This window comes from Embleya sp. NPDC059237 (assembly GCF_042754105.1).
Classification (GTDB): domain Bacteria; phylum Actinomycetota; class Actinomycetes; order Streptomycetales; family Streptomycetaceae; genus Embleya.
The window spans coordinates 1-17,618 of the sequence record NZ_JBHZAE010000012.1; the positions used below are offsets into that span (position 1 = coordinate 1).

The window sequence follows — 17,618 nt, forward strand, 5'->3', positions numbered from 1 at the left end:
GGCGGGAGCGGGCGGCCACTGAGTTTCCGCCGGGGCCGCGCTCCGGACAGGGGGCTCGCGGGGCCGGCCGGGGCGGCGGGCGCGGGGGCGGGGGCGGCGGAGCGCGGGCGCGGTCGGGGCGGCGGGCGCGGCCGGCTGCCGGGCGGTGGCAAGGCGCGCTTCGCAGGGGTGGGGCGGGTGAGCCGGGTTCAGGACTCCGCGGGCTCCGTGCCGGAAAGGCCGAATTCGTGGTTCAGTCGGTCCCAGAAGCCGTTGCGCAGGGCACGACGCAGGTCCTCGTGCGGGCGCAGCGAGTATTGGAGGACACTCTCGGCGTCCACGAGCAGGCCGCGGTCGATGGCCTGGGGCAACATCGGGCCGGGCATCAGGTCGGCCAGGTTCTCCCGGCCGCGCACCACCAGCCAGCGCTCGGCGATCTCCTGGCCGATCCGCCACGCCTGTTCGGCGGTCGGCGGGCCGCCGGGTTGCACGGTCAGCACGCCGGCGTGCGTCGGCGGCAACATCACCGGCGTCACGCAGGTCTCGCAGAATTCGCGGTGCAACATTCGGGTGACGTCGGCCTCCCACACCAGCGGGTCGGCCTGATTGGTGCCGTACGCGGGTTCGACGCCCCACAGGTGCACCCGTACGCCGTAGGACTGGGCCGCCTCGACCGCCGAGACCAGGTCCTCGTCGCCGCTGATCACCACCGCGTCGTCGATCGCGTGGTTGCGGGCCAACGATTCGAGGTCGCTGCGGATCAGCGAGTCGACGCCCTTTTGCTGGTTGTGCGCGTTGAGGTTGCCCAGTCGTACCTTCACGTCGGGGAGTTCGGCGATCTGTCGCTGCTCCACGGTGTGCACCCGCTCGCGCGCGCCGTCGTACCAGTACACCCGCAGCAGCCGGCCCTCCGGGAACACCCGGCGGGCCTCGTCGATCAGGCCGGTGATCAACTGCTCCGCGTCCACCCGGAAGGCCCGGCGTTCGGCCGAGCCGGCGACGAGCAGGCCCATCGCCGCGTACACGTAGCCGACGTCGACGAACAGCGCGTGCGTCCCGAAGTGCAGCGGCGGCGAAACCGATCGCACCAGGACGGCCGGTCGGGTGAACGGGTCGGTCAACTCCGCCAGTGCTCCGGGGGCGCCCTCGAAGCCCGCGACCGGGTGGTCCTCCAGCGGACCGCCGTGCTCGGCGCCGAGGTCCTCGCCGGATTCGTGCACCACGGCGCCGAAGGCGGCCGTGGCACCCGTCCGGACGTCGTCCTCTCCCGGATCGTGCAAAGTCTCTCGTCCTCCCGTGGCGGCCGAGTGTCCGGCGCCTGGATGCGTGTCGATGTGTTCAGACCGCATTGTCCTATGCCGGCCGCTGTCGCGTCCTCGCTTGCCTCACGCGCGATGTCGCGTCATGCGTCACGTGTAAGCCATCGGATGTCAGGAAAGGAACATTTCAGTCATGGGAATGCTATCGATGTGACCGCTGTTGTTCAGTGCGGTGCCGGTTGTGACCCCTGCGGGGTCTTACCCGATCCTCACGGATCCCGGCACCCATCCTTGTGAGCGGGGCTTTCGGCACGACCGTGTCGCCCCGCGCTACTTCGGACCGGAGGGAAGGGAGACGCACATGCGTTACCGAATCACCAACCTCAGCCGAGCCCAGGAATCGACCGGGTCCAACCCGGCCAACTGCGCCGCCGTCGACATCGACACCGTACAGGCGGCCCTGAAACGGGCCGAGGCCTACGGCGAGCGCCTGTACATCCGCCCCGTGAAGACGGCGGCGGACGTGGGTTGATTTTCGACTGAGGCTGAATCGAGGGCGCTCCCCGTGCGGGGAGCGCCCTTGTCGTATCCGGATGCGGTCGGGGTGCGGGCCGGCTAGTGGCCCCGGGTCACCCACGCGTCGTAGTCGGTCGCCTCCGCGCCGATCGTCGTCTCGTCGCCGTGGCCGGTGAGCACGCGCGTGCCCTCGGGCAGACCGAGCAGGCGGCCCTTGATCGACTCCAGGATCACCGGGAACGACGAGAACGAGCGCCCCGTGGCGCCGGGGCCGCCCTTGAACAGCGTGTCGCCGGAGAACAGCGCGGCCAGGTCCGGGGCGTACAGGCAGACCGCGCCCGGTGCGTGGCCCGGGGTGTGCAGGACCCGCAGGTCCAGGCCCGCGACGGTGATCACCTCGCCGTCGGCCAGGTCGACGTCCGGCGCGCGGTCGGGATACACCGCATCCCACAACATGCGGTCGCTCGGGTGCAGATGGATCGGCGCGCCGGTGCGCTCGGCCAACTCGGCGGCGGCGTTGATGTGATCGTTGTGGCCGTGGGTGAGCACGATGCCGGTCACCGTACGATCGCCCACGCGCGCCGCGATGGCCGCCGCGTCGTGTGCGGCGTCGATCACCACCACCTCGCGGTCGTCGCCGACGATCCACACGTTGTTGTCCACGTCGAAGTCCTGGCCGTCGAGCGAGAACACGCCCGAGGTGACCACGTGGTCGATGCCGGCCATCAGAGGATCACCACCGAGCGCAGCACGTCGCCGTGGTGCATCTTCTCGAACGCGGCCTCGACGTCGGCCAGGGTGATGCGCTCGCTGACGAACGCGTCCAGGTCGAAACGACCCTGGCGGTACAGGTCGATCAGCATCGGGAAGTCGCGCGAGGGCAGGCAGTCGCCGTACCAGGACGACTTGAGCGCGCCGCCGCGGCCGAACACGTCGAGCAGGGGCAGTTCGAGCGTCATGTCCGGGGTGGGCACGCCGACCAGGACCACGGTGCCGGCCAGGTCGCGGGCGTAGAACGCCTGCTTGTAGGTCTCGGGGCGGCCGACCGCGTCGATCACCACGTCGGCGCCGAAGCCGCCGGTGAGTTCGCGGATCGCCTCGACCGGGTCGCCCGCCTTCGAGTTCACCGTGTGCGTGGCGCCGGCCCGGCGGGCCCACTCCAACTTGCGGTCGTCGAGGTCGACGGCGATGATCCGCGCCGCGCCGGCGAGCCGGGCACCGGCGATGGCCGCGTCGCCGACCCCGCCGCAGCCGATCACCGCGACCGTGTCGCCGCGGCCGACATTGCCGGTGTTCACCGCCGCGCCCAGGCCCGCCATCACGCCGCAGCCGAGCAGGCCGGCCGCGGCGGGGTCCGCCTCGGGGTCGACCTTGGTGCACTGTCCGGCGGCGACCAGGGTCAGTTCGGCGAACGCGCCGATCCCCAGCGCGGGGCTCAGCTCGGTGCCGTCCTCCAGGGTCATCTTCTGCTTGGCGTTGTGCGTGGCGAAGCAGTACTGCGGACGGCCGCGCCGACACGCGCGGCAATCGCCGCACACCGCACGCCAGTTCAGGATCACGAAGTCGCCGACGGCCACCTCCGTGACGCCCTCGCCGACCGACTCGACGATGCCGGCGGCCTCGTGGCCGAGCAGGTACGGGTAGTCGTCACCGATGCCGCCCTCGCGATAGTGCAGGTCCGTGTGGCAGACGCCGCACGCCTGCACCTTCACCCGCGCCTCGCCCGGACCCGGGTCCGGCACCACGATGGTCTCGATCGAGACCGGTGCGCCCTTGGCGCGTGCGACGACGCCGCGTACCGACTTGCTCATGTCCTCCGCCTCTCCCCAACCACCGACTGCTGCTTTTCGCACCCTATGGCTTCGCCTCGATGAAACCCCGGACCCCGTCCGCGCACAGCTGTACCGCGATCGCCGAGAGCAGCAGGCCCGAAAGCCGGGTCACCAGGACCACACCGCTCTCCTTGATGATCTTGATGATGCCGAGCGAGAAGCGCATGGTCAGCCACAGGACCACGTGAATCGCCACGATCGCGATCCACACCCCGAGGTACTGACCGGTGCCGTGCGCCTTCTGCACGCTGACGATCGCGGCCACGATCGCACCGGGGCCGGCCAGGAGGGGGGTGCCGAGGGGCACCAGGGCGACGTTGACGTCCTTGTTCTCGGTCGGCTCCTCGGCCTTGCCGGTGAGCAACGACAGTGCCACCAAAAGCAGGAGCAGACCTCCGGACACCTTGAGCGCCGGGATCGACACGTGCAGATAGTCGAGGATCTTCTGACCGAACAGCCCGAAGACGGAGATCACGCAGAACGCGACGGTGGCCGCCTGCCAGGCCATGCGCTTGCGCACGGCCTGCGGTCGGCCACCGGTGAAGCTCAGGTACAGCGGGATGATGCCCGGCGGATCCATGATCACGAAGAGGGTGACGAAGGACGAGCCGAAGAGAGTGACGTCGAACCAGTTCATGGGGAGAGGGGTCTTGCTCCTGTCGCCAGTTCCACGATCGCCCCGTACGACTCTGGATCTGTAGTGTTTTCTCCGAGATTGATCGTTTTGCGGGTGCCATGGTAGTCACTCGAACCAGTGGTGATCAGCCGCAGCTCGCTCGCGAGACCACGCAGGTGTGCCCGCATCGCGTCGTCGTGGTCCATGTGGTCCACCTCGATCCCGGCCAGACCCGCCTCGGCCAGCTCGGCGATCGTGGCGTCGGAGACGGTGCGCCCGCGCGTGACCGCGCCCGGGTGGGCGAACACCGCGGCCCCGCCCGCGCCGGTGATCAGCCGTACCGCGTCGGCGGCTTCGATCTCGTACTTGCCCACGAACGCCCGTCCGCCGTCCCGCAGCCACTCGGGAGTGAACGCGGCGGACACGTCCGCGACCACGCCCGCCTCGACCAGGGCGGTGGCCACGTGCGGCCGGCCCACCGCGCCGCCGCCCGCGATCTCCCGCACCCGCTCCCAGGTGATCGGCGCGCCCAACTCCCGGCAGCGCGCCACCATCGCCTCGGCCCGGCGGACCCGGTCGGTGCGCACCAGCTCGCGCGCCCGGGCGAACTCCGGCTCGGCGGGGTCGAACAGGTAGCCCAGCATGTGCAGACTGATCCCGCCCTCGGCCACACAGGAGATCTCCGCGCCGCGCACCAGGGTCAGCCCGTCGGGCAGGGCCGCGGCCGCCTCCGCCCAGCCCGCGGTGGTGTCGTGGTCGGTGAGCGCGACCACGTCGAGGCCGGCCGCCCGGGCCTTGCGGACCAGGTCGGCGGGCGCGTCGGTGCCGTCGGAAGCGGTGCTGTGGGTGTGCAGGTCGATACGCACGCGGACCTCGTCTGCGGGAGGGTCGATGGACGCTCCCGACCCTAGGGCGTGCCTGTACCGCTTCGGGCCGGGTCCCCCCGCGGGTCAGCAGTCGAGCAGTTGCGGGGACAGCGCCCCGCACGGCAACAGCTGCAACTCGGCCCCCGCGTCGCGCAGATCGGTGAGCACGACGTCGTCGTAGACCAGATGCCCCGCCTTGCCCGGCCACAGGATCGCCCACAACCACAGGCCCATCGCCTCGCCCGCGTACACCGCGCGGTCGGCCGGCGCATCGATCACGCACCACAGCGGGGTCGGCCGACCGGCCGCCATCACCTTCGCGGGCGCGGACTTGACGAAGTCGCCGCCCGGGTCGTGACCGGGCAACCCGGCGTAGCGGGCGCCGAGTCCGACCCCCAGCTCCTCGGCCACGAGCACCAGTTCGCCGCGTCCGCCCAGCGGCGCGGGACCGGTACAGGCGACCGCGACCGCCCGCGAGCCGCCGCGATCGTCACCGGCGTGGGCGACGCCGGTGTAGAGCCAGCCAACCGGCAGCGGCCAGGGCAACCAGACCGGCACCCGGGAGCGGCGCACCACCGCGTCCAACGCCTCGACACTGGGCGGCACGACGGGTTGCAGCGGAGGCACGGCGCCATGGATCTCGCATTCCCACGTCTCCGAGAACAGACCCGGAGCGCGGACCCGGCCGCCGCAGCGGGGGCAGCTCGGCTCGCCCTTCATAGGACAAGACGGTCCACTGCCCGAGGCTTCGCGTCAAGGACGATCACTCCTTCGGTGCGTCCGGACCGCCGACCGGCGTACGACTGCCCACCGCGCGCCGGATGGGCACGCCCGCGCGCGCCCGCGCGCCGCTCGACGCAGAATCCGGCGGCGCGCCCCGTCGGGATCCGTGGGACGGGGACTAGGCTCGGGAGGCATGCGGCTCATTTCCTGCGTCGGTGCGATCGTCCTGGACTCGGAGGGACGGGTGCTCCTGGTGCGACGCGCGAAAATGCCGGGCGAGGGACAGTGGTCGCTGCCCGGCGGGCGGGTCGAGGAGGGTGAGACCGACGCGGTCGCGCTGGCCCGGGAGATGGTCGAGGAGACCGGGCTCGAGGTGACCGTGGGACCGCTGGTCGGCTCGGTGTTGCGATCGGCGCCCGACGGCGGCACCTACGAGATCCGCGACTACGCCTGTACACCCCACGGCGGCACCCTGCGCGCGGGCGACGACGCCGACGCGGTGCGCTGGATCGCCGCCGGCGAACTGGGCCGACTCGACCTGGTCGACGGCCTCCTCGACGCGCTGCGCGAGTGGAACGTCCCGGGGGTGGCATGAGGGGCCCCGCACGCTTGCTGGTGGTCGGCTCGATCAACGCCGACCTGGTGGTCCGGGTGCCGGCGCACCCCCGCCCGGGCGAGACGGTCCTCGGCGGCGACCTGGCGGTGCACCCGGGCGGCAAGGGCGCCAATCAGGCGGTGGCGGCGGCGCGGCTGGGCGCCGACGTGGCGCTGGCCGGCCGGGTGGGCGACGACGACCACGGCCGCATGTTGCTCGCGACGCTGCGCCGGGAGGGCGTGCGTACCGAGGCGATGCGCACCTCGCCCGGCTCCTCGGGCGTCGCGCTGATCACGGTCGACGACGCGGGCGAGAACACGATCACCGTGGCTCCCGGAGCCAACGCCCGCTTCGGGCCGACGGATGTGGCCGACCTGGTCCCGGCGATCGAGGCCGCCGCGGTGGTCTCCCTGCAACTGGAGATCCCCCTCGACACGGTCCGGGCGGTGATCGAACGTTGCGCGGCGGCGCACACCCGGGTGGTGCTGAACCCGTCGCCGGCCGTATCGAGGCACGTGCTGACCTCCGGGGCGCTGCTCGGGGCCTGCGACCCGCTGGTCCTCAACGAGCACGAGGCGACCACCATTGCCGGCGAGGGCAACGCCCGCGACGCGCTGAAGGTGTTGCGGGCACTCGACCCGAGTCCGCGTTCGATCGTCCTGACCCTGGGCTCGGCCGGTGCGCTGATCGCCGAAGCCGACGCGGAACCGGTGCACATCGCCGCGCCGGCGGTGACCGCGGTCGACACCACAGGCGCGGGCGACGCGTTCACCGGCGCGCTGGCCTGGCGCCTGGCCGCCGGCGACGACCTGCCCGCCGCGACCCGGTACGCGGTCCGCGCCGGGGCGGCAGCGGTCCGACGCGCGGGCGCCCAGTCGTCCTACCCCACGCCCGACGAACTGCCGTAGGGAGTCCATCCATCCACATGGAACGGGCGGGCCGCGTCGTGCTCCGACGCGCGGCCCGCCCGTACTCGACTCCGGAGCGCCGAAGCCCCCGCTCGGCCCTCGATTCAGCCTTGGATTCAGCCCTCGATCAGCTCGGGTCGTCCGGGCTGCTCGCCACCACGCTTTTCCCCGTAGCTCTCCTTGGGCACCATGACCTTGCGCTTGAACACACACACGAGCGTGCCGTCCTGCTTGTAGCCCTTGGTCTCCACGTAGACGACGCCCCGGTCGTCCTTGGACTTCGACTCCCACTTGTCCAGGACGAGGGTCTGGCCGTAGATGGTGTCCCCGTGGAATGTCGGTGCCACGTGTCGCAGCGACTCGATCTCCAGGTTGGCGATGGCCTTGCCCGAGACGTCCGGCACCGACATGCCGAGCAGCAGCGAGTAGATGTAGTTGCCCACCACCACGTTCCGGCCGAAATCGGTGGTCTTCTCGGCGTAGTTGGCGTCCATGTGCAGCGGGTGGTGGTTCATGGTGAGCAGACAGAACAGGTGGTCGTCGTACTCGGTCACGGTCTTCCCGGGCCAGTGCTTGTAGATCGCACCGACCTCGAACTCCTCGTAGTAGCGGCCGAACTGCATCTCGGTCCCCTCTCACCTGGTAACACATCGAACAGGACACATCACGTCGAACGCTCGTCGAACCCGATTCGGGTACCCGCCCCTGTGAGGTCGGGTGGCGAGGGACGACGAGCACGTCGACGGACGGGTTCGAGAATAGGGAGCCCACCCCGCCACGCAGTAGGGGGCGCCCGGTGACGTGGGTCATGGACGAACAGGACGAATGAGCGTAGGAGGGATCCACCGCCGAACCTCGCCGACAAACCGGGCCCGGCCTGATAGCACCGCATCACCCGCCCGGCCACCCGCCAACGCCGCCCGGATGTGCACTCCGACCCACGGCGCCCGCCCAGTCCGCCTGCCGCCGCCCGGTTATCCACCGACACGGAACCAACCCGGACCCGCTCGCCTGAGAACCGCCCGGGACCCCGACCCCGATCAGCGAGTCAGGGTCCCGAGACTCCCTACGCCCCTGCGCGTGGCGCATGCGGTCAGTGTTCTTGGATGCCGAGCACCAGGCTGTTCCACGATCCGGCGGGGATCGCGAGGTGACCTCGGTTGCGGTCCTTGCTGTCACGAACTCCGGCAGTCTGCGGGGCAAGCGGCGCAACCTCTACGCAGTCGGTGTTCTGGGAGCCCCCGGAGTACGAGGACTTACGCCAGGCCGCTGGTGGTATCTGCTGATTCACAAGTCTGATCACTGTGTGTACTCCATCGTCGGTCGGTGGAGAAAGCACCGGTGTCGGCCGGTGTCAGGGTCGGCTTTTCGGGGCTCGCAGTGACTCCAGGAGTGCGGCCCATGCTCCGGGCTCGAAGAGGTGCGCCGGCCCACAGGAGCTCTTCGAGTCACGTATCGCGGCCCACCCGTTCACGACCGCTGCTTCGACACACTGACTCGATCCATTGCCGCTGCTGTAGGTGCTCTTGTGCCAGCCTGACACGTGTTCCGTCGTGAACTTGAACATCACAGTCTCTCTGCTATCGCGTGGATCAAATCTCGCGACTCCTGGGGTGGCATCGCACCGCCGATGAGCCGGGAAAACGTGTGGCTGTAGGCCGCCACCTCAGCGTCGTGTTCCACAAACCAGCCTGACGTGGCCGTGTCCTCATAAACAACATCCGGCAGGTCACCATCGAAGGTCAGGTGGGTGAAGGGGCCTGCGGCAGCGGAATACAGACCCGACCCCAGGCCGAGCACCTGAAGCTCCACGTTCGGCCGGTTGCTCTGCTCAATCAGGTGGAGAAGCTGGGCCTTGCGAACCGAAGGCGATGCGACACCGTGAAGCAAGGCCGCCTCGCCGATGACCACCCACAGCGTGAAGGTGGCACGATCAAGAACGAGTTGGCGCTGCCGTCGCACCTCAACGAACCCTTCGACGTCCGCCCCGGCAGTGCGGGCGCTGCCCAGGATCAATGCTCTTGCGTAATCCTCGGTTTGAAGCAGCCCAGGAACGAACGTCTGCTCGTAGGTCCGCAGCTCCTGCGCCTCAGCTTCCAGGCCGAGGAAAGCGCTGAACGTCTGATGCAAGCCTCGGTACTTCACCCACCAGCCGCGCTGGCGCGAATCCTTGGCCAACTGCACATACCCCTCGACCTGGGCATCGTCCGTGACGCCGTACAGGGCGAGCATCTTTCGCAAATCGATAGGTCGTACACCGCTGCGCGCGGTCTCGATCCGGCTCACCTTGGAGTGGTCACATTCGAGGTGCGCCGCAACCTCGTCCTGGTCGAGACCGGATTTCTCTCGCAGCCCCTTGAGCACCCTCGCGAGTTGCCTCCGCCTCACGGTGGGCACGGTGTCAGCCATCGCAGGCCCTCCCTTCAGTGATTGGGCACCCCTGTCCCCGAGCAGCGTCCCACACACGGTAGTCGCACAAAACAATCCGCAACTTGCGGATCAATGCTCCGCTGGGCCATGCTCATCACGGCAGCCGCTTACGCACTGTGCGGTCAGCTTCACGTTGCGCACTGCGGCCGTATTGCCTCCCACCAGGAGCGACGCATGGTCACGGTCAGATCTGCACGCGTGATGCTGGGCCGCCCAGGTCTGGCGCCTCCCGGGCTGCGTGATGCACGGGGCCGGCAAGGTCGTTTGATTCGCGATCTCGCTCCGTCGAGTCGAGGTTGCGGAGCTCGGCATCACATCGGGCCACTGTCACACCCGCGACCAACGCCACCCCTCCCCCGACCACACAGGGGAGCGGAAGGCAGTCGCGAAGCAACGCCAACAAGCACCGAAGTGGCGGCCGAGGGTCGTCGCTTCTTCAATCGGCAGCGGCCGGGCGTCTCGATTGGATGCGTGAGCCCGGCCGCTGTCCATCTACCACGGTGAGGCAGTGATGGAGAGTCGAGAATATCGGGCTGACGGCGATGGGTCGTCGCTTGTTGTGGGTTGTCGGGTTCGGCCTGCGGATCCGCCGGAGGGAACCATCGCCGCTCCGTCGGCGGCTGCCGAGGCAGTTGGCGTGTCGCTGCGGGTGGCGGAATGAACCGGTCTGGTGAATGGTCGCAACTGCCGGTGCGGGTGCGGAAGTTCGTGGCATCGATGGTGGGGTCGAGTCGGTGGTGCCGGTGCGGAATCCGTATACGAGTTCCTTCGCGGCAAAGGTGGTCACGACCGGGGATCCGGTCTTCGTCAAGGCCGCGGAGGAGGCCACCGCGCCGTGGTCGGCTCGGGCGCAGACCAGCGAGATCGCGGCCAGTGCGGTGACCGGGGTGATGTCGCCGAGGATGCTGGGACACGGCGTAGTCGACGGATGGCGCGTACTCGTCTTCGAATACATCGAGGGCCGTCCGGTGCGCTTGTCCCTCGATTCGCCGGATCTGGCCCAGGTGGTCGGTGCGGTGGATCGCATCGGGCGGATCCGACCGGGTCGCAGTGCGGGGCTGCCGACCTTGGTGGGAAGGCTGCGTGAGTACATCCCACCCGGGCGGGACGGGGCGTTGCGTGGGGACCGGTTGCTGCATACCGATCTGACGTCCGCGAACATGATCGTTCGGCAAGACGGACGCCTGGCGGTGGTGGATTGGGGCCGGGTGGCGATCGGGCCTCGCTGGGCGGAGATCGCCTTCCTCGGCATGAACCTGGTACGCGAGGGTCACGACCTCGACGAGGTACGCCGGTGGATGTGGCACTTCCCGGAATGGCGCCGCACCCCACACCGCGCGCCGTGTCCTCGGAGAGACGTTGGTGGTGCGCTCGGGCGGCGAAGCGTCCTGGTTGTCGGCACTGGCCGACGCCCCGTCCCGAGCCGACGAGGCGAACCGGTGACCGCGAACGGTGCCGACCCGGTACGCCCTCCGCCGGTGTGAGGGGGAACCTCGTGCGGACGTTCCGTCCGGACGCCGACGGAGAGGAGACGTGCGCACGATGACATACCAATTCGGGTGGACACGCGGCGCTCCGCCGAAGTCGCACACCGCCGAACGCACCCAGGACGAGCGGCTGAGCCGGTTGGTCCGGGAGTGGGTCGACGGTCCGATGCCCAACGCCGAAACACCTCCGGCGCCCTCGTCCACGCGACCGCGCCGGGCGTGGCGGTTGCCGGCACGGCTTCGCGCGTTGTGGCCCGGCCGGTGGCACGCGGTGTAAGCATCGGAAGCGCGAGGCCGTGCCCATCGGGGGCGACCGTGTTTCGATCGACGCCGCACGGCGGCCGGTCGTGCGCCTGGCTCCCGTTCAGCGGCGGCCGGCGCGGCGGCCGGCCGTCCCGGTCGCGCCCGGCGTGCGGTTCCATCACGTCCGGGATCGGGATCGGCGGCCGGGCGCCCGACCCTCGCGCCCTCAACCCAGCGGCACCGCGCGGCGGTTGGGGTCGCGGAGGTCGGTGGCGTGGTGGAGCCATTTCTCCTGGAGGGCCTCCGCGCCCTGGGCTCGTTTCCAGGCGGCCTCGGCGGGGGTCATCGGGAGCAGGGGGAAGAAGCGGACCGGGTCGGCGGGGGGCGGCAGCGGCAGGTCGGCGACCAGGCCGCCGGGTTCGGCGACCAGGACCGCGTGGAACGCGCCGCCCTCCCACAACGGGCCGCCCAGGTCGAGCGACGCGCCGGGAGCGATCACCAGGCCCTCCACCTGCGGGGTCGCGCCGAGCACGGCCAGCGGGCGCAGCACCGAGTCGTGGCCGCCGCGCACCGAGAGCACCAGTTCCGCCCGCGGGCCCGCGACCGGATCGGCGAGCACCGCCGCCGGATCGGCCATCGGCGCCCGGGACATGCCCACCGTGGCGTACCGGAGCACACCCTCGGCGTCGGGACCGAAGCGCAACACCTCGATGCGATCGGCCCCCACGAAGGTGACCCCGGCCCGGCCGGTCGGCTCGCCGAAGGCCGCCGTCAGATGCGCCTCGACCTGCGAAGTGGGGTCGATCGGCTCGGGTCCCGGCGTGAAGTCGAACATGCCCGCATGCTAATTCGCCGTCAGGAGCCGCACGAGCCAAGACCGTCGCGGCCGTGGGCGGGGGCACTCTGGTGTACTCTGCATAGTCGGCCCGCAGGACGTACGACGTCCGCGCGCCATCGGATGACGGATGCGTCCTCGCCCGACCCGCCCGGTCGGCGCCCGAGGACTTCCCCCAGCGGGGACCGGCCGTGGGAGGTGATCGTGGTGCATACCAGCACACCGTGCAGTACCGGCGGCTCACCCGATCTTCCCCGATCCAGTCGCACGCCCCGCCCTTTCTGAGGGTTTCCGAGACCTTCCCCGGATTCCGACCGCCCGCTCGTGGCGGCCCGGTTCCCGTTCTCCGAATGTCCTCCGTGACGGGGCGTCAGGATCTTTTGCCGTTCTTTCGGTGATTCGTTCCGCTTGCACGTGTCGACGCTCCCCTCGGCCTGCCCGCCGCGGTGGTTCGGCGTCGGCGTGTGCCGGTCATCCCAGGAGCCCGTCATGTCGATGATCCGCGACCTCCGCGCCGCAGTCCGCCCGTACCGCCGCACCCCGCTGCCGTCGAGCACGCCCGTGGCGGCCGGGAACTGTGTGGTGGACTGCGCCGTGTATCGCGACGGCCATCGCCTGGACGGCTACGCGAACCCCGACTCGGCGATCCACGAGGTGCGCCGGGGCGGCGGCTTCGTCTGGATCGGCCTGCACGAGCCCAGCGCGCTCGAACTGTCCGGTATCGCCGAACGGTTCGGCCTGCACCCGCTCGCCGTGGAGGACGCCGTACACGCGCATCAGCGGCCCAAGCTGGAGCGCTACGACGACACCCTGTTCGCGGTGTTCAAGACGGTCACCTACGTCGAGCACGAACAGCTCTCCGCGACCAGCGAGATCGTCGAGACCGGCGAGATCATGGTCTTCCTCGGCAACGACTTCGTGGTCACCGTGCGGCACGGCCGGCACGGCGCGCTCGGCGATCTGCGCTGTCGCCTGGAGGACGGCGCCGAACTGCTCGCCGCGGGCCCCTCGGCGGTGCTGCACGCGGTCGCCGACCGGGTGGTGGACACCTACCTCGACGTCGCCCAACTCATCCAGGACGACATCGACCAGGTCGAGAACGACGTGTTCGGCGGCGGTGGCGCGGGCGACGCGGGCCGGATCTACCAGCTCAAGCGCGAACTGCTCGAACTCAAGCGCGCGGTCGCCCCGCTCGCCCGCCCGCTGCACGCCCTCGCCGAGCGGCCGATGCGCCAGGTGCACCCCGACATCCGCGAGTACTTCCGCGACGTCGAGGACCACCTGTCCCGGGTCGGCGAACAGGTGGCGTCGTTCGACGAGTTGCTGACCTCGATCCTGCAGGCCAACCTCGCGCAGGTGACGGTCGCGCAGAACGAGGACATGCGCAAGATCTCGGCCTGGGTGGCGATCTTCGCCGTGCCCACGATGCTCGCCGGGGTGTACGGGATGAACTTCGAGCACATGCCCGAGCTGAAGTGGCGGTACGGCTACCCGATGACGTTGTCGGTGATCGTGGTCGTGTGCACGCTGATGCACCGGGGCTTCCGCCGCAACGGCTGGTTGTAGCGGGCGCGGCGGGCCTCGGGGCGGGTCGACCCCGGGGCGCCGGCCCGCCTACAACTCCAGTCGGCCCACCAGGTTGCGCGCCCGCTCGGCCAGGTCGGGCCGCACCACCACGTCGTAGCGCGAGGCCACGATCTGGCTGGTCGACACGAAGTCCCGGCGTCCGCCGAGCGCCTTGTACCCCAACCAGCCGAACAGGGCGCCCGCGGCGATACCCCAGATCAGGCCCATCAGCACCAGCCAGAGCCACCCGTGCGCGCGCACCGCGAAGATGCCCAGGAACAGCCCGATCATCAGCCCGAACCATGCACCGCTCGCCGCACCGGAGGCCGCCGCCTTGCCGGCGGTGAGCCGACCCAGCACGTTCTCGACCATGCGCAGGTCGGCACCGACGATCGCGGTGTTCTGCACCGGGAACTCGTGGTCCGACAGATAGTCGACCGCCCGCTGGGCACCCGCGTAGTTCGTGTAGGACGCGATGACCTGGCCGGTGTTCGCCAGGTCGGGCCCGGGCGCACCCGCGCCGGGAGGAAGGTTCTGACCGAACATGCTGCCGCCTCGCCTGAATGCCGGCCCAATCCCGGCCCGTATGGTCGTTCGACCGGGAGCCTGTACCCGACCGGATCCGCGACAACACGTGACCAATGGGCCGAATGCGCCGTATCCCGGCCGGCCCGAAGGACGACCCGAGCGCGACGTCGGCACGGTTACGATCGAGCCGCCGTCGGATCGGCGTCCGTTGCCCGCGGGGTATCGCGTGGGCTCATGCGAGACCGGAGATGTCATGGCAGCGGACCGGCGCCACGAGCACCCCTGGGAGGCGGTCTTCGAGCTGCGCAACGGCTGGAATCCGGAGACCGTCCTGTTCTGCGCATTCGTTGCGGTCCTGGGCGGCATCGGGTTCGTCGTGCCCGGCTGGGGCGTGTCCATCTTTTTGTGGGTGATGGCCGGCACCGGAATCCTCTCGGGAGCCAGTGCGATACGCGGCAACTGGTTCTTTCGAGCTGGTAGCGAGGGCCCTGTGATCCGCTCCACGACATTCCGCGGTGAGCATCGGGTCCAGCTCCCGTGGGACCAGGTCGGGGCGATAGTGGTCTGGAAGCTGCACCACAGCCGGTGGATCGGCGTCATCCCCCGGCCCGGCGCGTCGTTGCCGGGGGATGACGCCCCGGCGTGGCTGCGTGGCATCGCGCGCATGGGGGCGGGGGACGCGGCCCGGATGTGCACCCCGGCACACGGAGTCCGAATCGATCTTCCCCGACTGGCCAAACTTCTTGGCGAGTTCGCCCCGCATGTCGCCCTCGTCGACCACAGCGGTCGGCGGACGGTGGTGCATCGCCAGGGCTTCGACGCGGACCCGCTCGGGTAGGCGAGGACCGGGCCCGGGCGGCGGTAACCGGCGGGCACTTACCCCGCCAAGGCCTCGCGCACCGCGGTCCCCACCGCGTCCGGGCGGTCCAGCATGACGAAGTGGGCGGAGTCGTCCAGCACCTCGCAGCGGCCCTGCGGGGACAGGTTCGCCAGGGTGCGCAGGGCCCGGACCCAGCGGGCCCGGGCGGCCAGGCTCTCGTAGCCCCCGGCGGCGGCCAGCACCCGCAGCGGCACGTCCGGCAGCGGTGCGACCCGGCGCAGGTCGGCGAGTTCGGCGGCCACGTCGAAGTACGTGGCGTTCTCGGTGAGCGCTGCCGCGAAGAACCGCCCCGAGCCGTACGACCCGCGCACCCAGCGCGCGTCCGCCACGTCCCGGTGCCGGCGCGACTGGGTGAACAGGATCGACCGTCGCGCCGCGGGCCCGATCGCCCGACTCACGCCGGTGGCCCGCATCGCCCCGCCCAGCGCCCTGGCCGCCCGGATCCGGGCCTGCCGGGCCGGTCGCGGGCGCGGCTTCTCCTCGTTGCTGGGGTCGACCAGGACCAGGCCCGCCGTGCGCTCGGGGTACATCCGGGCGAAGCCCTCGACGTGGAACGCGCCGAGCGAGTGGGCGAGCAGGATGTACGGGCCGGGCAGCGCGAGCGCGTCGGCCAACGCGGCGATGCGGTCGGCCTCGTGGGCCAGCGTGGGCGCCCGCGGGTCGGGCTGCGAGTAGCCCAGGCCGGGACGGTCGAAGCGCACCACCGTGCAGTCGGCGGTGAGCAGCGGCACCACCGGATCCCAGTCGAACCACGCGCCGCCGAGCCCGCTGGTGGCGATCACCACGGGCCCGGCACCCTCGCGGACCACGTGCAGCGCGGTCCCGTCGATCCGGACGAACTCCCCGGGCGGTACCGGTACCGGGTGTCTCGCGATCATGGTGGGCTCCCCGTCACTCGAGGTTGCGCGTGTCGCCATCATCGGTCGCGGTTTCGGCCCGGATGCGCAGCGACGCGGCCGACCGCGGCAACCGGACGCATACCGAACCCGCTTGGCCGCCTCGACCGCGTGCTCGGATACCGCACACGCAGGGGTGTACGGCCGCTCCGCCGCACACCCCACCGAGCCCCGATCACCCGCGCAGCTTGTAGTCCTCCAGCAACCGCCGCCCGATGATCATCTTCTGGATCTCGGCGGTGCCCTCGCCGATCAGCAGCATGGGCGCCTCGCGGTACAGGCGCTCGATCTCGAACTCCTTCGAGAACCCGTACCCGCCGTGGATCCGGAACGCGTCCTCGACGACCTCCTTGCAGTATTCGGAGGCCAGGTACTTGGCCATCCCCGCTTCGAGGTCGTTGCGCTCGCCCGCGTCCTTCTTGCGCGCCGCGTTGACCATCATCGCGTGCGCGGCCTCGACCTTGGTGGCCATCTCGGCGAGCTTGAACTGGATCGCCTGGTGCCCGGTCAGCGGCTTGCCGAAGGTCTCCCGCTGCTGCGCGTAGCGGATGCCCAACTCGAACGCGCGCTGCGCGACCCCGCAGCCGCGCGCGGCCACGTTCACCCGGCCCACCTCGACGCCGTCCATCATCTGGTAGAAGCCCTTGCCGGGCACCCCGCCCAGAATTCGATCGGCCGGCACCCGGCAGTTGTCGAGCACCATCTCGGTGGTGTCGACGCCCTTGTAGCCCATCTTGTCGATCTTGCCGGGGATGGTCAGGCCCGGGCGCGTCTCGCCGAAGCCGGACTCCTTGTCGATCAGGAACGTGGTCATGTTCCGGTAGACCGAGTCCTCGCCCAGCTCGGTCTTGGTCAGCACCGCGACCAGGTTGGCGCTGCCGCCGTTGGTGAGCCACATCTTCTGGCCGTTGAGGACGTAGAACTCGCCGTCCGGCACCGCCTTGGTGCGGATCGCCGACACGTCCGACCCGCAGTGCGGCTCCGACATCGAGAACGCGCCGCGGATCTCGCCCTCGGCCATCTTCGGCAGGTAGTACGCCTTCTGCTCGTCGGTGCCGTGCTGCTTGATCATGTACGCGACGATGAAGTGCGTGTTGATGATGCCGGACACGCTCATCCAGCCGCGCGCGATCTCCTCGACCACCAGCGCGTAGGTCAGCAGCGACTCGCCGAGGCCGCCGTACTCCTCCGGGATCATCAGGCCGAACAGGCCCATGGCCTTCATGCCCTCGACGATCTCCGCCGGGTACTCGTCCCGGTGCTCCAACTCGGTCGCGACCGGAATGATCTCCTTGTCCACGAACGTGCGGACGGTGGCGAGGATCTCCCGCTGGACTTCGGTGAGTCCGTCGGTCTGTGCGAGGCGGCCCATGGGCGGCGCTCCTTCCGTCTGCGCATGTCCGGGCCCCACACCCTCGGGGTCCCGGCCACGCTTCTGGCTTAGAGAGTTACCGGGGAG

Annotated in this window: 21 protein-coding genes; 7 read left to right on the forward strand and 14 right to left on the reverse strand. The window is 70.3% G+C overall.

Going from position 1 to position 17,618, the window contains the following annotated elements; genetic code table 11:
* Positions 1 to 188: 188 nt before the first annotated feature.
* Positions 189 to 1,259: an NYN domain-containing protein gene (locus tag ACFXKZ_RS32140; RefSeq protein ID WP_380005044.1), complete on the reverse strand. Its 1,071-nt coding sequence runs from the start codon at positions 1,257 to 1,259 to the stop codon at positions 189 to 191.
* 340 nt (positions 1,260 to 1,599) lie between these two features.
* Here ACFXKZ_RS32140 and ACFXKZ_RS32145 point away from each other — a divergent pair, with 340 nt between their 5' ends.
* Entirely contained in the window at positions 1,600 to 1,770 is a 171-nt protein-coding gene (locus ACFXKZ_RS32145) for a hypothetical protein (RefSeq protein ID WP_380005046.1), read from the forward strand.
* Between the two features lie 83 nt (positions 1,771 to 1,853).
* Here ACFXKZ_RS32145 and ACFXKZ_RS32150 read toward each other — a convergent pair whose 3' ends face one another.
* The 5 genes from ACFXKZ_RS32150 to ACFXKZ_RS32170 form a co-directional block, all read right to left on the reverse strand.
* On the reverse strand, positions 1,854 to 2,483 hold the full coding sequence (locus ACFXKZ_RS32150) for an MBL fold metallo-hydrolase (RefSeq protein ID WP_380005575.1): 630 nt from the start codon (positions 2,481 to 2,483) through the stop codon (positions 1,854 to 1,856).
* Positions 2,480 to 3,565: an S-(hydroxymethyl)mycothiol dehydrogenase gene (locus ACFXKZ_RS32155; RefSeq protein ID WP_380005048.1), complete on the reverse strand. Its 1,086-nt coding sequence runs from the start codon at positions 3,563 to 3,565 to the stop codon at positions 2,480 to 2,482. Before ACFXKZ_RS32155 ends, ACFXKZ_RS32150 begins: the two co-directional genes overlap by 4 nt.
* Positions 3,566 to 3,608: 43 nt before the next feature.
* Positions 3,609 to 4,223, reverse strand: coding sequence for a MarC family protein (locus ACFXKZ_RS32160; protein WP_380005050.1), 615 nt, complete (start codon positions 4,221 to 4,223; stop codon positions 3,609 to 3,611).
* The gene (locus ACFXKZ_RS32165; protein ID WP_380005052.1) at positions 4,220 to 5,068 is read right to left on the reverse strand and encodes a PHP domain-containing protein; all 849 of its coding nucleotides are present in this window, start codon (positions 5,066 to 5,068) and stop codon (positions 4,220 to 4,222) included. The genes ACFXKZ_RS32160 and ACFXKZ_RS32165 overlap by 4 nt, the downstream gene beginning before the upstream one ends.
* An 84-nt stretch (positions 5,069 to 5,152) precedes the next feature.
* The gene (locus ACFXKZ_RS32170) at positions 5,153 to 5,788 is read right to left on the reverse strand and encodes a DUF6758 family protein (protein ID WP_380005054.1); all 636 of its coding nucleotides are present in this window, start codon (positions 5,786 to 5,788) and stop codon (positions 5,153 to 5,155) included.
* A gap of 196 nt (positions 5,789 to 5,984) precedes the next feature.
* Between ACFXKZ_RS32170 and ACFXKZ_RS32175 the strand changes: the two genes are divergently transcribed.
* Both ACFXKZ_RS32175 and ACFXKZ_RS32180 read left to right on the forward strand, forming a co-directional pair.
* A complete protein-coding gene (locus ACFXKZ_RS32175) occupies positions 5,985 to 6,386 on the forward strand; it encodes an NUDIX hydrolase (RefSeq protein ID WP_380005056.1) in 402 nt (133 codons plus the stop codon).
* Positions 6,383 to 7,294: a ribokinase gene (locus ACFXKZ_RS32180; RefSeq protein WP_380005058.1), complete on the forward strand. Its 912-nt coding sequence runs from the start codon at positions 6,383 to 6,385 to the stop codon at positions 7,292 to 7,294. Before ACFXKZ_RS32175 ends, ACFXKZ_RS32180 begins: the two co-directional genes overlap by 4 nt.
* A gap of 116 nt (positions 7,295 to 7,410) precedes the next feature.
* On the opposite strand, the gene ACFXKZ_RS32185 is transcribed toward ACFXKZ_RS32180, so the two are convergent.
* The 4 genes from ACFXKZ_RS32185 to ACFXKZ_RS32200 form a co-directional block, all read right to left on the reverse strand.
* On the reverse strand, positions 7,411 to 7,917 hold the full coding sequence (locus ACFXKZ_RS32185) for a MaoC family dehydratase (protein WP_380005059.1): 507 nt from the start codon (positions 7,915 to 7,917) through the stop codon (positions 7,411 to 7,413).
* A gap of 470 nt (positions 7,918 to 8,387) precedes the next feature.
* Positions 8,388 to 8,633 carry a DUF397 domain-containing protein gene (locus ACFXKZ_RS32190; RefSeq protein WP_380005061.1) on the reverse strand — a complete coding sequence of 82 codons (246 nt, stop codon included), beginning with the start codon at positions 8,631 to 8,633 and terminating at the stop codon, positions 8,388 to 8,390.
* Between the two features lie 15 nt (positions 8,634 to 8,648).
* Positions 8,649 to 8,861, reverse strand: coding sequence for a DUF397 domain-containing protein (locus ACFXKZ_RS32195; RefSeq protein ID WP_380005063.1), 213 nt, complete (start codon positions 8,859 to 8,861; stop codon positions 8,649 to 8,651).
* On the reverse strand, positions 8,861 to 9,703 hold the full coding sequence (locus tag ACFXKZ_RS32200) for a helix-turn-helix domain-containing protein (protein WP_380005065.1): 843 nt from the start codon (positions 9,701 to 9,703) through the stop codon (positions 8,861 to 8,863). Before ACFXKZ_RS32200 ends, ACFXKZ_RS32195 begins: the two co-directional genes overlap by 1 nt.
* Positions 9,704 to 10,467: 764 nt before the next feature.
* Between ACFXKZ_RS32200 and ACFXKZ_RS32205 the strand changes: the two genes are divergently transcribed.
* Both ACFXKZ_RS32205 and ACFXKZ_RS32210 read left to right on the forward strand, forming a co-directional pair.
* Positions 10,468 to 11,208: a phosphotransferase gene (locus ACFXKZ_RS32205; protein ID WP_380005067.1), complete on the forward strand. Its 741-nt coding sequence runs from the start codon at positions 10,468 to 10,470 to the stop codon at positions 11,206 to 11,208.
* A gap of 58 nt (positions 11,209 to 11,266) precedes the next feature.
* Positions 11,267 to 11,488: a hypothetical protein gene (locus tag ACFXKZ_RS32210; protein WP_380005069.1), complete on the forward strand. Its 222-nt coding sequence runs from the start codon at positions 11,267 to 11,269 to the stop codon at positions 11,486 to 11,488.
* A gap of 192 nt (positions 11,489 to 11,680) precedes the next feature.
* On the opposite strand, the gene ACFXKZ_RS32215 is transcribed toward ACFXKZ_RS32210, so the two are convergent.
* Positions 11,681 to 12,289 (reverse strand): suppressor of fused domain protein, encoded by a 609-nt coding sequence (locus ACFXKZ_RS32215; protein WP_380005071.1) that lies wholly within the window; start codon positions 12,287 to 12,289, stop codon positions 11,681 to 11,683.
* Between the two features lie 489 nt (positions 12,290 to 12,778).
* On the opposite strand from ACFXKZ_RS32215, the gene corA reads away from it, so the two are divergent.
* Positions 12,779 to 13,855, forward strand: coding sequence for a magnesium/cobalt transporter CorA (corA, locus tag ACFXKZ_RS32220; protein WP_380005073.1), 1,077 nt, complete (start codon positions 12,779 to 12,781; stop codon positions 13,853 to 13,855).
* Between the two features lie 48 nt (positions 13,856 to 13,903).
* Here corA and ACFXKZ_RS32225 read toward each other — a convergent pair whose 3' ends face one another.
* Positions 13,904 to 14,401 carry a general stress protein gene (locus ACFXKZ_RS32225; protein WP_380005075.1) on the reverse strand — a complete coding sequence of 166 codons (498 nt, stop codon included), beginning with the start codon at positions 14,399 to 14,401 and terminating at the stop codon, positions 13,904 to 13,906.
* Between the two features lie 235 nt (positions 14,402 to 14,636).
* On the opposite strand from ACFXKZ_RS32225, the gene ACFXKZ_RS32230 reads away from it, so the two are divergent.
* Positions 14,637 to 15,221, forward strand: a complete 585-nt coding sequence (locus ACFXKZ_RS32230) for a hypothetical protein (RefSeq protein ID WP_380005077.1) — start codon at positions 14,637 to 14,639, stop codon at positions 15,219 to 15,221.
* A gap of 38 nt (positions 15,222 to 15,259) precedes the next feature.
* On the opposite strand, the gene ACFXKZ_RS32235 is transcribed toward ACFXKZ_RS32230, so the two are convergent.
* Together ACFXKZ_RS32235 and ACFXKZ_RS32240 are read right to left on the reverse strand one after the other, a co-directional pair.
* The gene (locus tag ACFXKZ_RS32235) at positions 15,260 to 16,141 is read right to left on the reverse strand and encodes an alpha/beta fold hydrolase (protein WP_380005079.1); all 882 of its coding nucleotides are present in this window, start codon (positions 16,139 to 16,141) and stop codon (positions 15,260 to 15,262) included.
* 193 nt (positions 16,142 to 16,334) lie between these two features.
* A complete protein-coding gene (locus tag ACFXKZ_RS32240) occupies positions 16,335 to 17,531 on the reverse strand; it encodes an acyl-CoA dehydrogenase family protein (RefSeq protein ID WP_380005081.1) in 1,197 nt (398 codons plus the stop codon).
* Positions 17,532 to 17,618 lie beyond the last annotated feature (87 nt).

What these genes read in the sequence shown, in the direction of transcription:
- ACFXKZ_RS32145 (WP_380005046.1), top strand. Translation starts at nt 1,600, where the DNA reads ATGCGTTACCGAATCACCAACCTCAGCCGAGCCCAGGAATCGACCGGG.
- ACFXKZ_RS32155 (WP_380005048.1), bottom strand. Translation starts at nt 3,565, where the DNA reads ATGAGCAAGTCGGTACGCGGCGTCGTCGCACGCGCCAAGGGCGCACCG.
- ACFXKZ_RS32160 (WP_380005050.1), bottom strand. Translation starts at nt 4,223, where the DNA reads ATGAACTGGTTCGACGTCACTCTCTTCGGCTCGTCCTTCGTCACCCTC.
- ACFXKZ_RS32170 (WP_380005054.1), bottom strand. Translation starts at nt 5,788, where the DNA reads ATGAAGGGCGAGCCGAGCTGCCCCCGCTGCGGCGGCCGGGTCCGCGCT.
- ACFXKZ_RS32175 (WP_380005056.1), top strand. Translation starts at nt 5,985, where the DNA reads ATGCGGCTCATTTCCTGCGTCGGTGCGATCGTCCTGGACTCGGAGGGA.
- ACFXKZ_RS32180 (WP_380005058.1), top strand. Translation starts at nt 6,383, where the DNA reads ATGAGGGGCCCCGCACGCTTGCTGGTGGTCGGCTCGATCAACGCCGAC.
- ACFXKZ_RS32185 (WP_380005059.1), bottom strand. Translation starts at nt 7,917, where the DNA reads ATGCAGTTCGGCCGCTACTACGAGGAGTTCGAGGTCGGTGCGATCTAC.
- ACFXKZ_RS32195 (WP_380005063.1), bottom strand. Translation starts at nt 8,861, where the DNA reads ATGTTCAAGTTCACGACGGAACACGTGTCAGGCTGGCACAAGAGCACC.
- ACFXKZ_RS32200 (WP_380005065.1), bottom strand. Translation starts at nt 9,703, where the DNA reads ATGGCTGACACCGTGCCCACCGTGAGGCGGAGGCAACTCGCGAGGGTG.
- ACFXKZ_RS32210 (WP_380005069.1), top strand. Translation starts at nt 11,267, where the DNA reads ATGACATACCAATTCGGGTGGACACGCGGCGCTCCGCCGAAGTCGCAC.
- ACFXKZ_RS32215 (WP_380005071.1), bottom strand. Translation starts at nt 12,289, where the DNA reads ATGTTCGACTTCACGCCGGGACCCGAGCCGATCGACCCCACTTCGCAG.
- corA (WP_380005073.1), top strand. Translation starts at nt 12,779, where the DNA reads ATGTCGATGATCCGCGACCTCCGCGCCGCAGTCCGCCCGTACCGCCGC.
- ACFXKZ_RS32225 (WP_380005075.1), bottom strand. Translation starts at nt 14,401, where the DNA reads ATGTTCGGTCAGAACCTTCCTCCCGGCGCGGGTGCGCCCGGGCCCGAC.
- ACFXKZ_RS32230 (WP_380005077.1), top strand. Translation starts at nt 14,637, where the DNA reads ATGGCAGCGGACCGGCGCCACGAGCACCCCTGGGAGGCGGTCTTCGAG.
- ACFXKZ_RS32235 (WP_380005079.1), bottom strand. Translation starts at nt 16,141, where the DNA reads ATGATCGCGAGACACCCGGTACCGGTACCGCCCGGGGAGTTCGTCCGG.
- ACFXKZ_RS32240 (WP_380005081.1), bottom strand. Translation starts at nt 17,531, where the DNA reads ATGGGCCGCCTCGCACAGACCGACGGACTCACCGAAGTCCAGCGGGAG.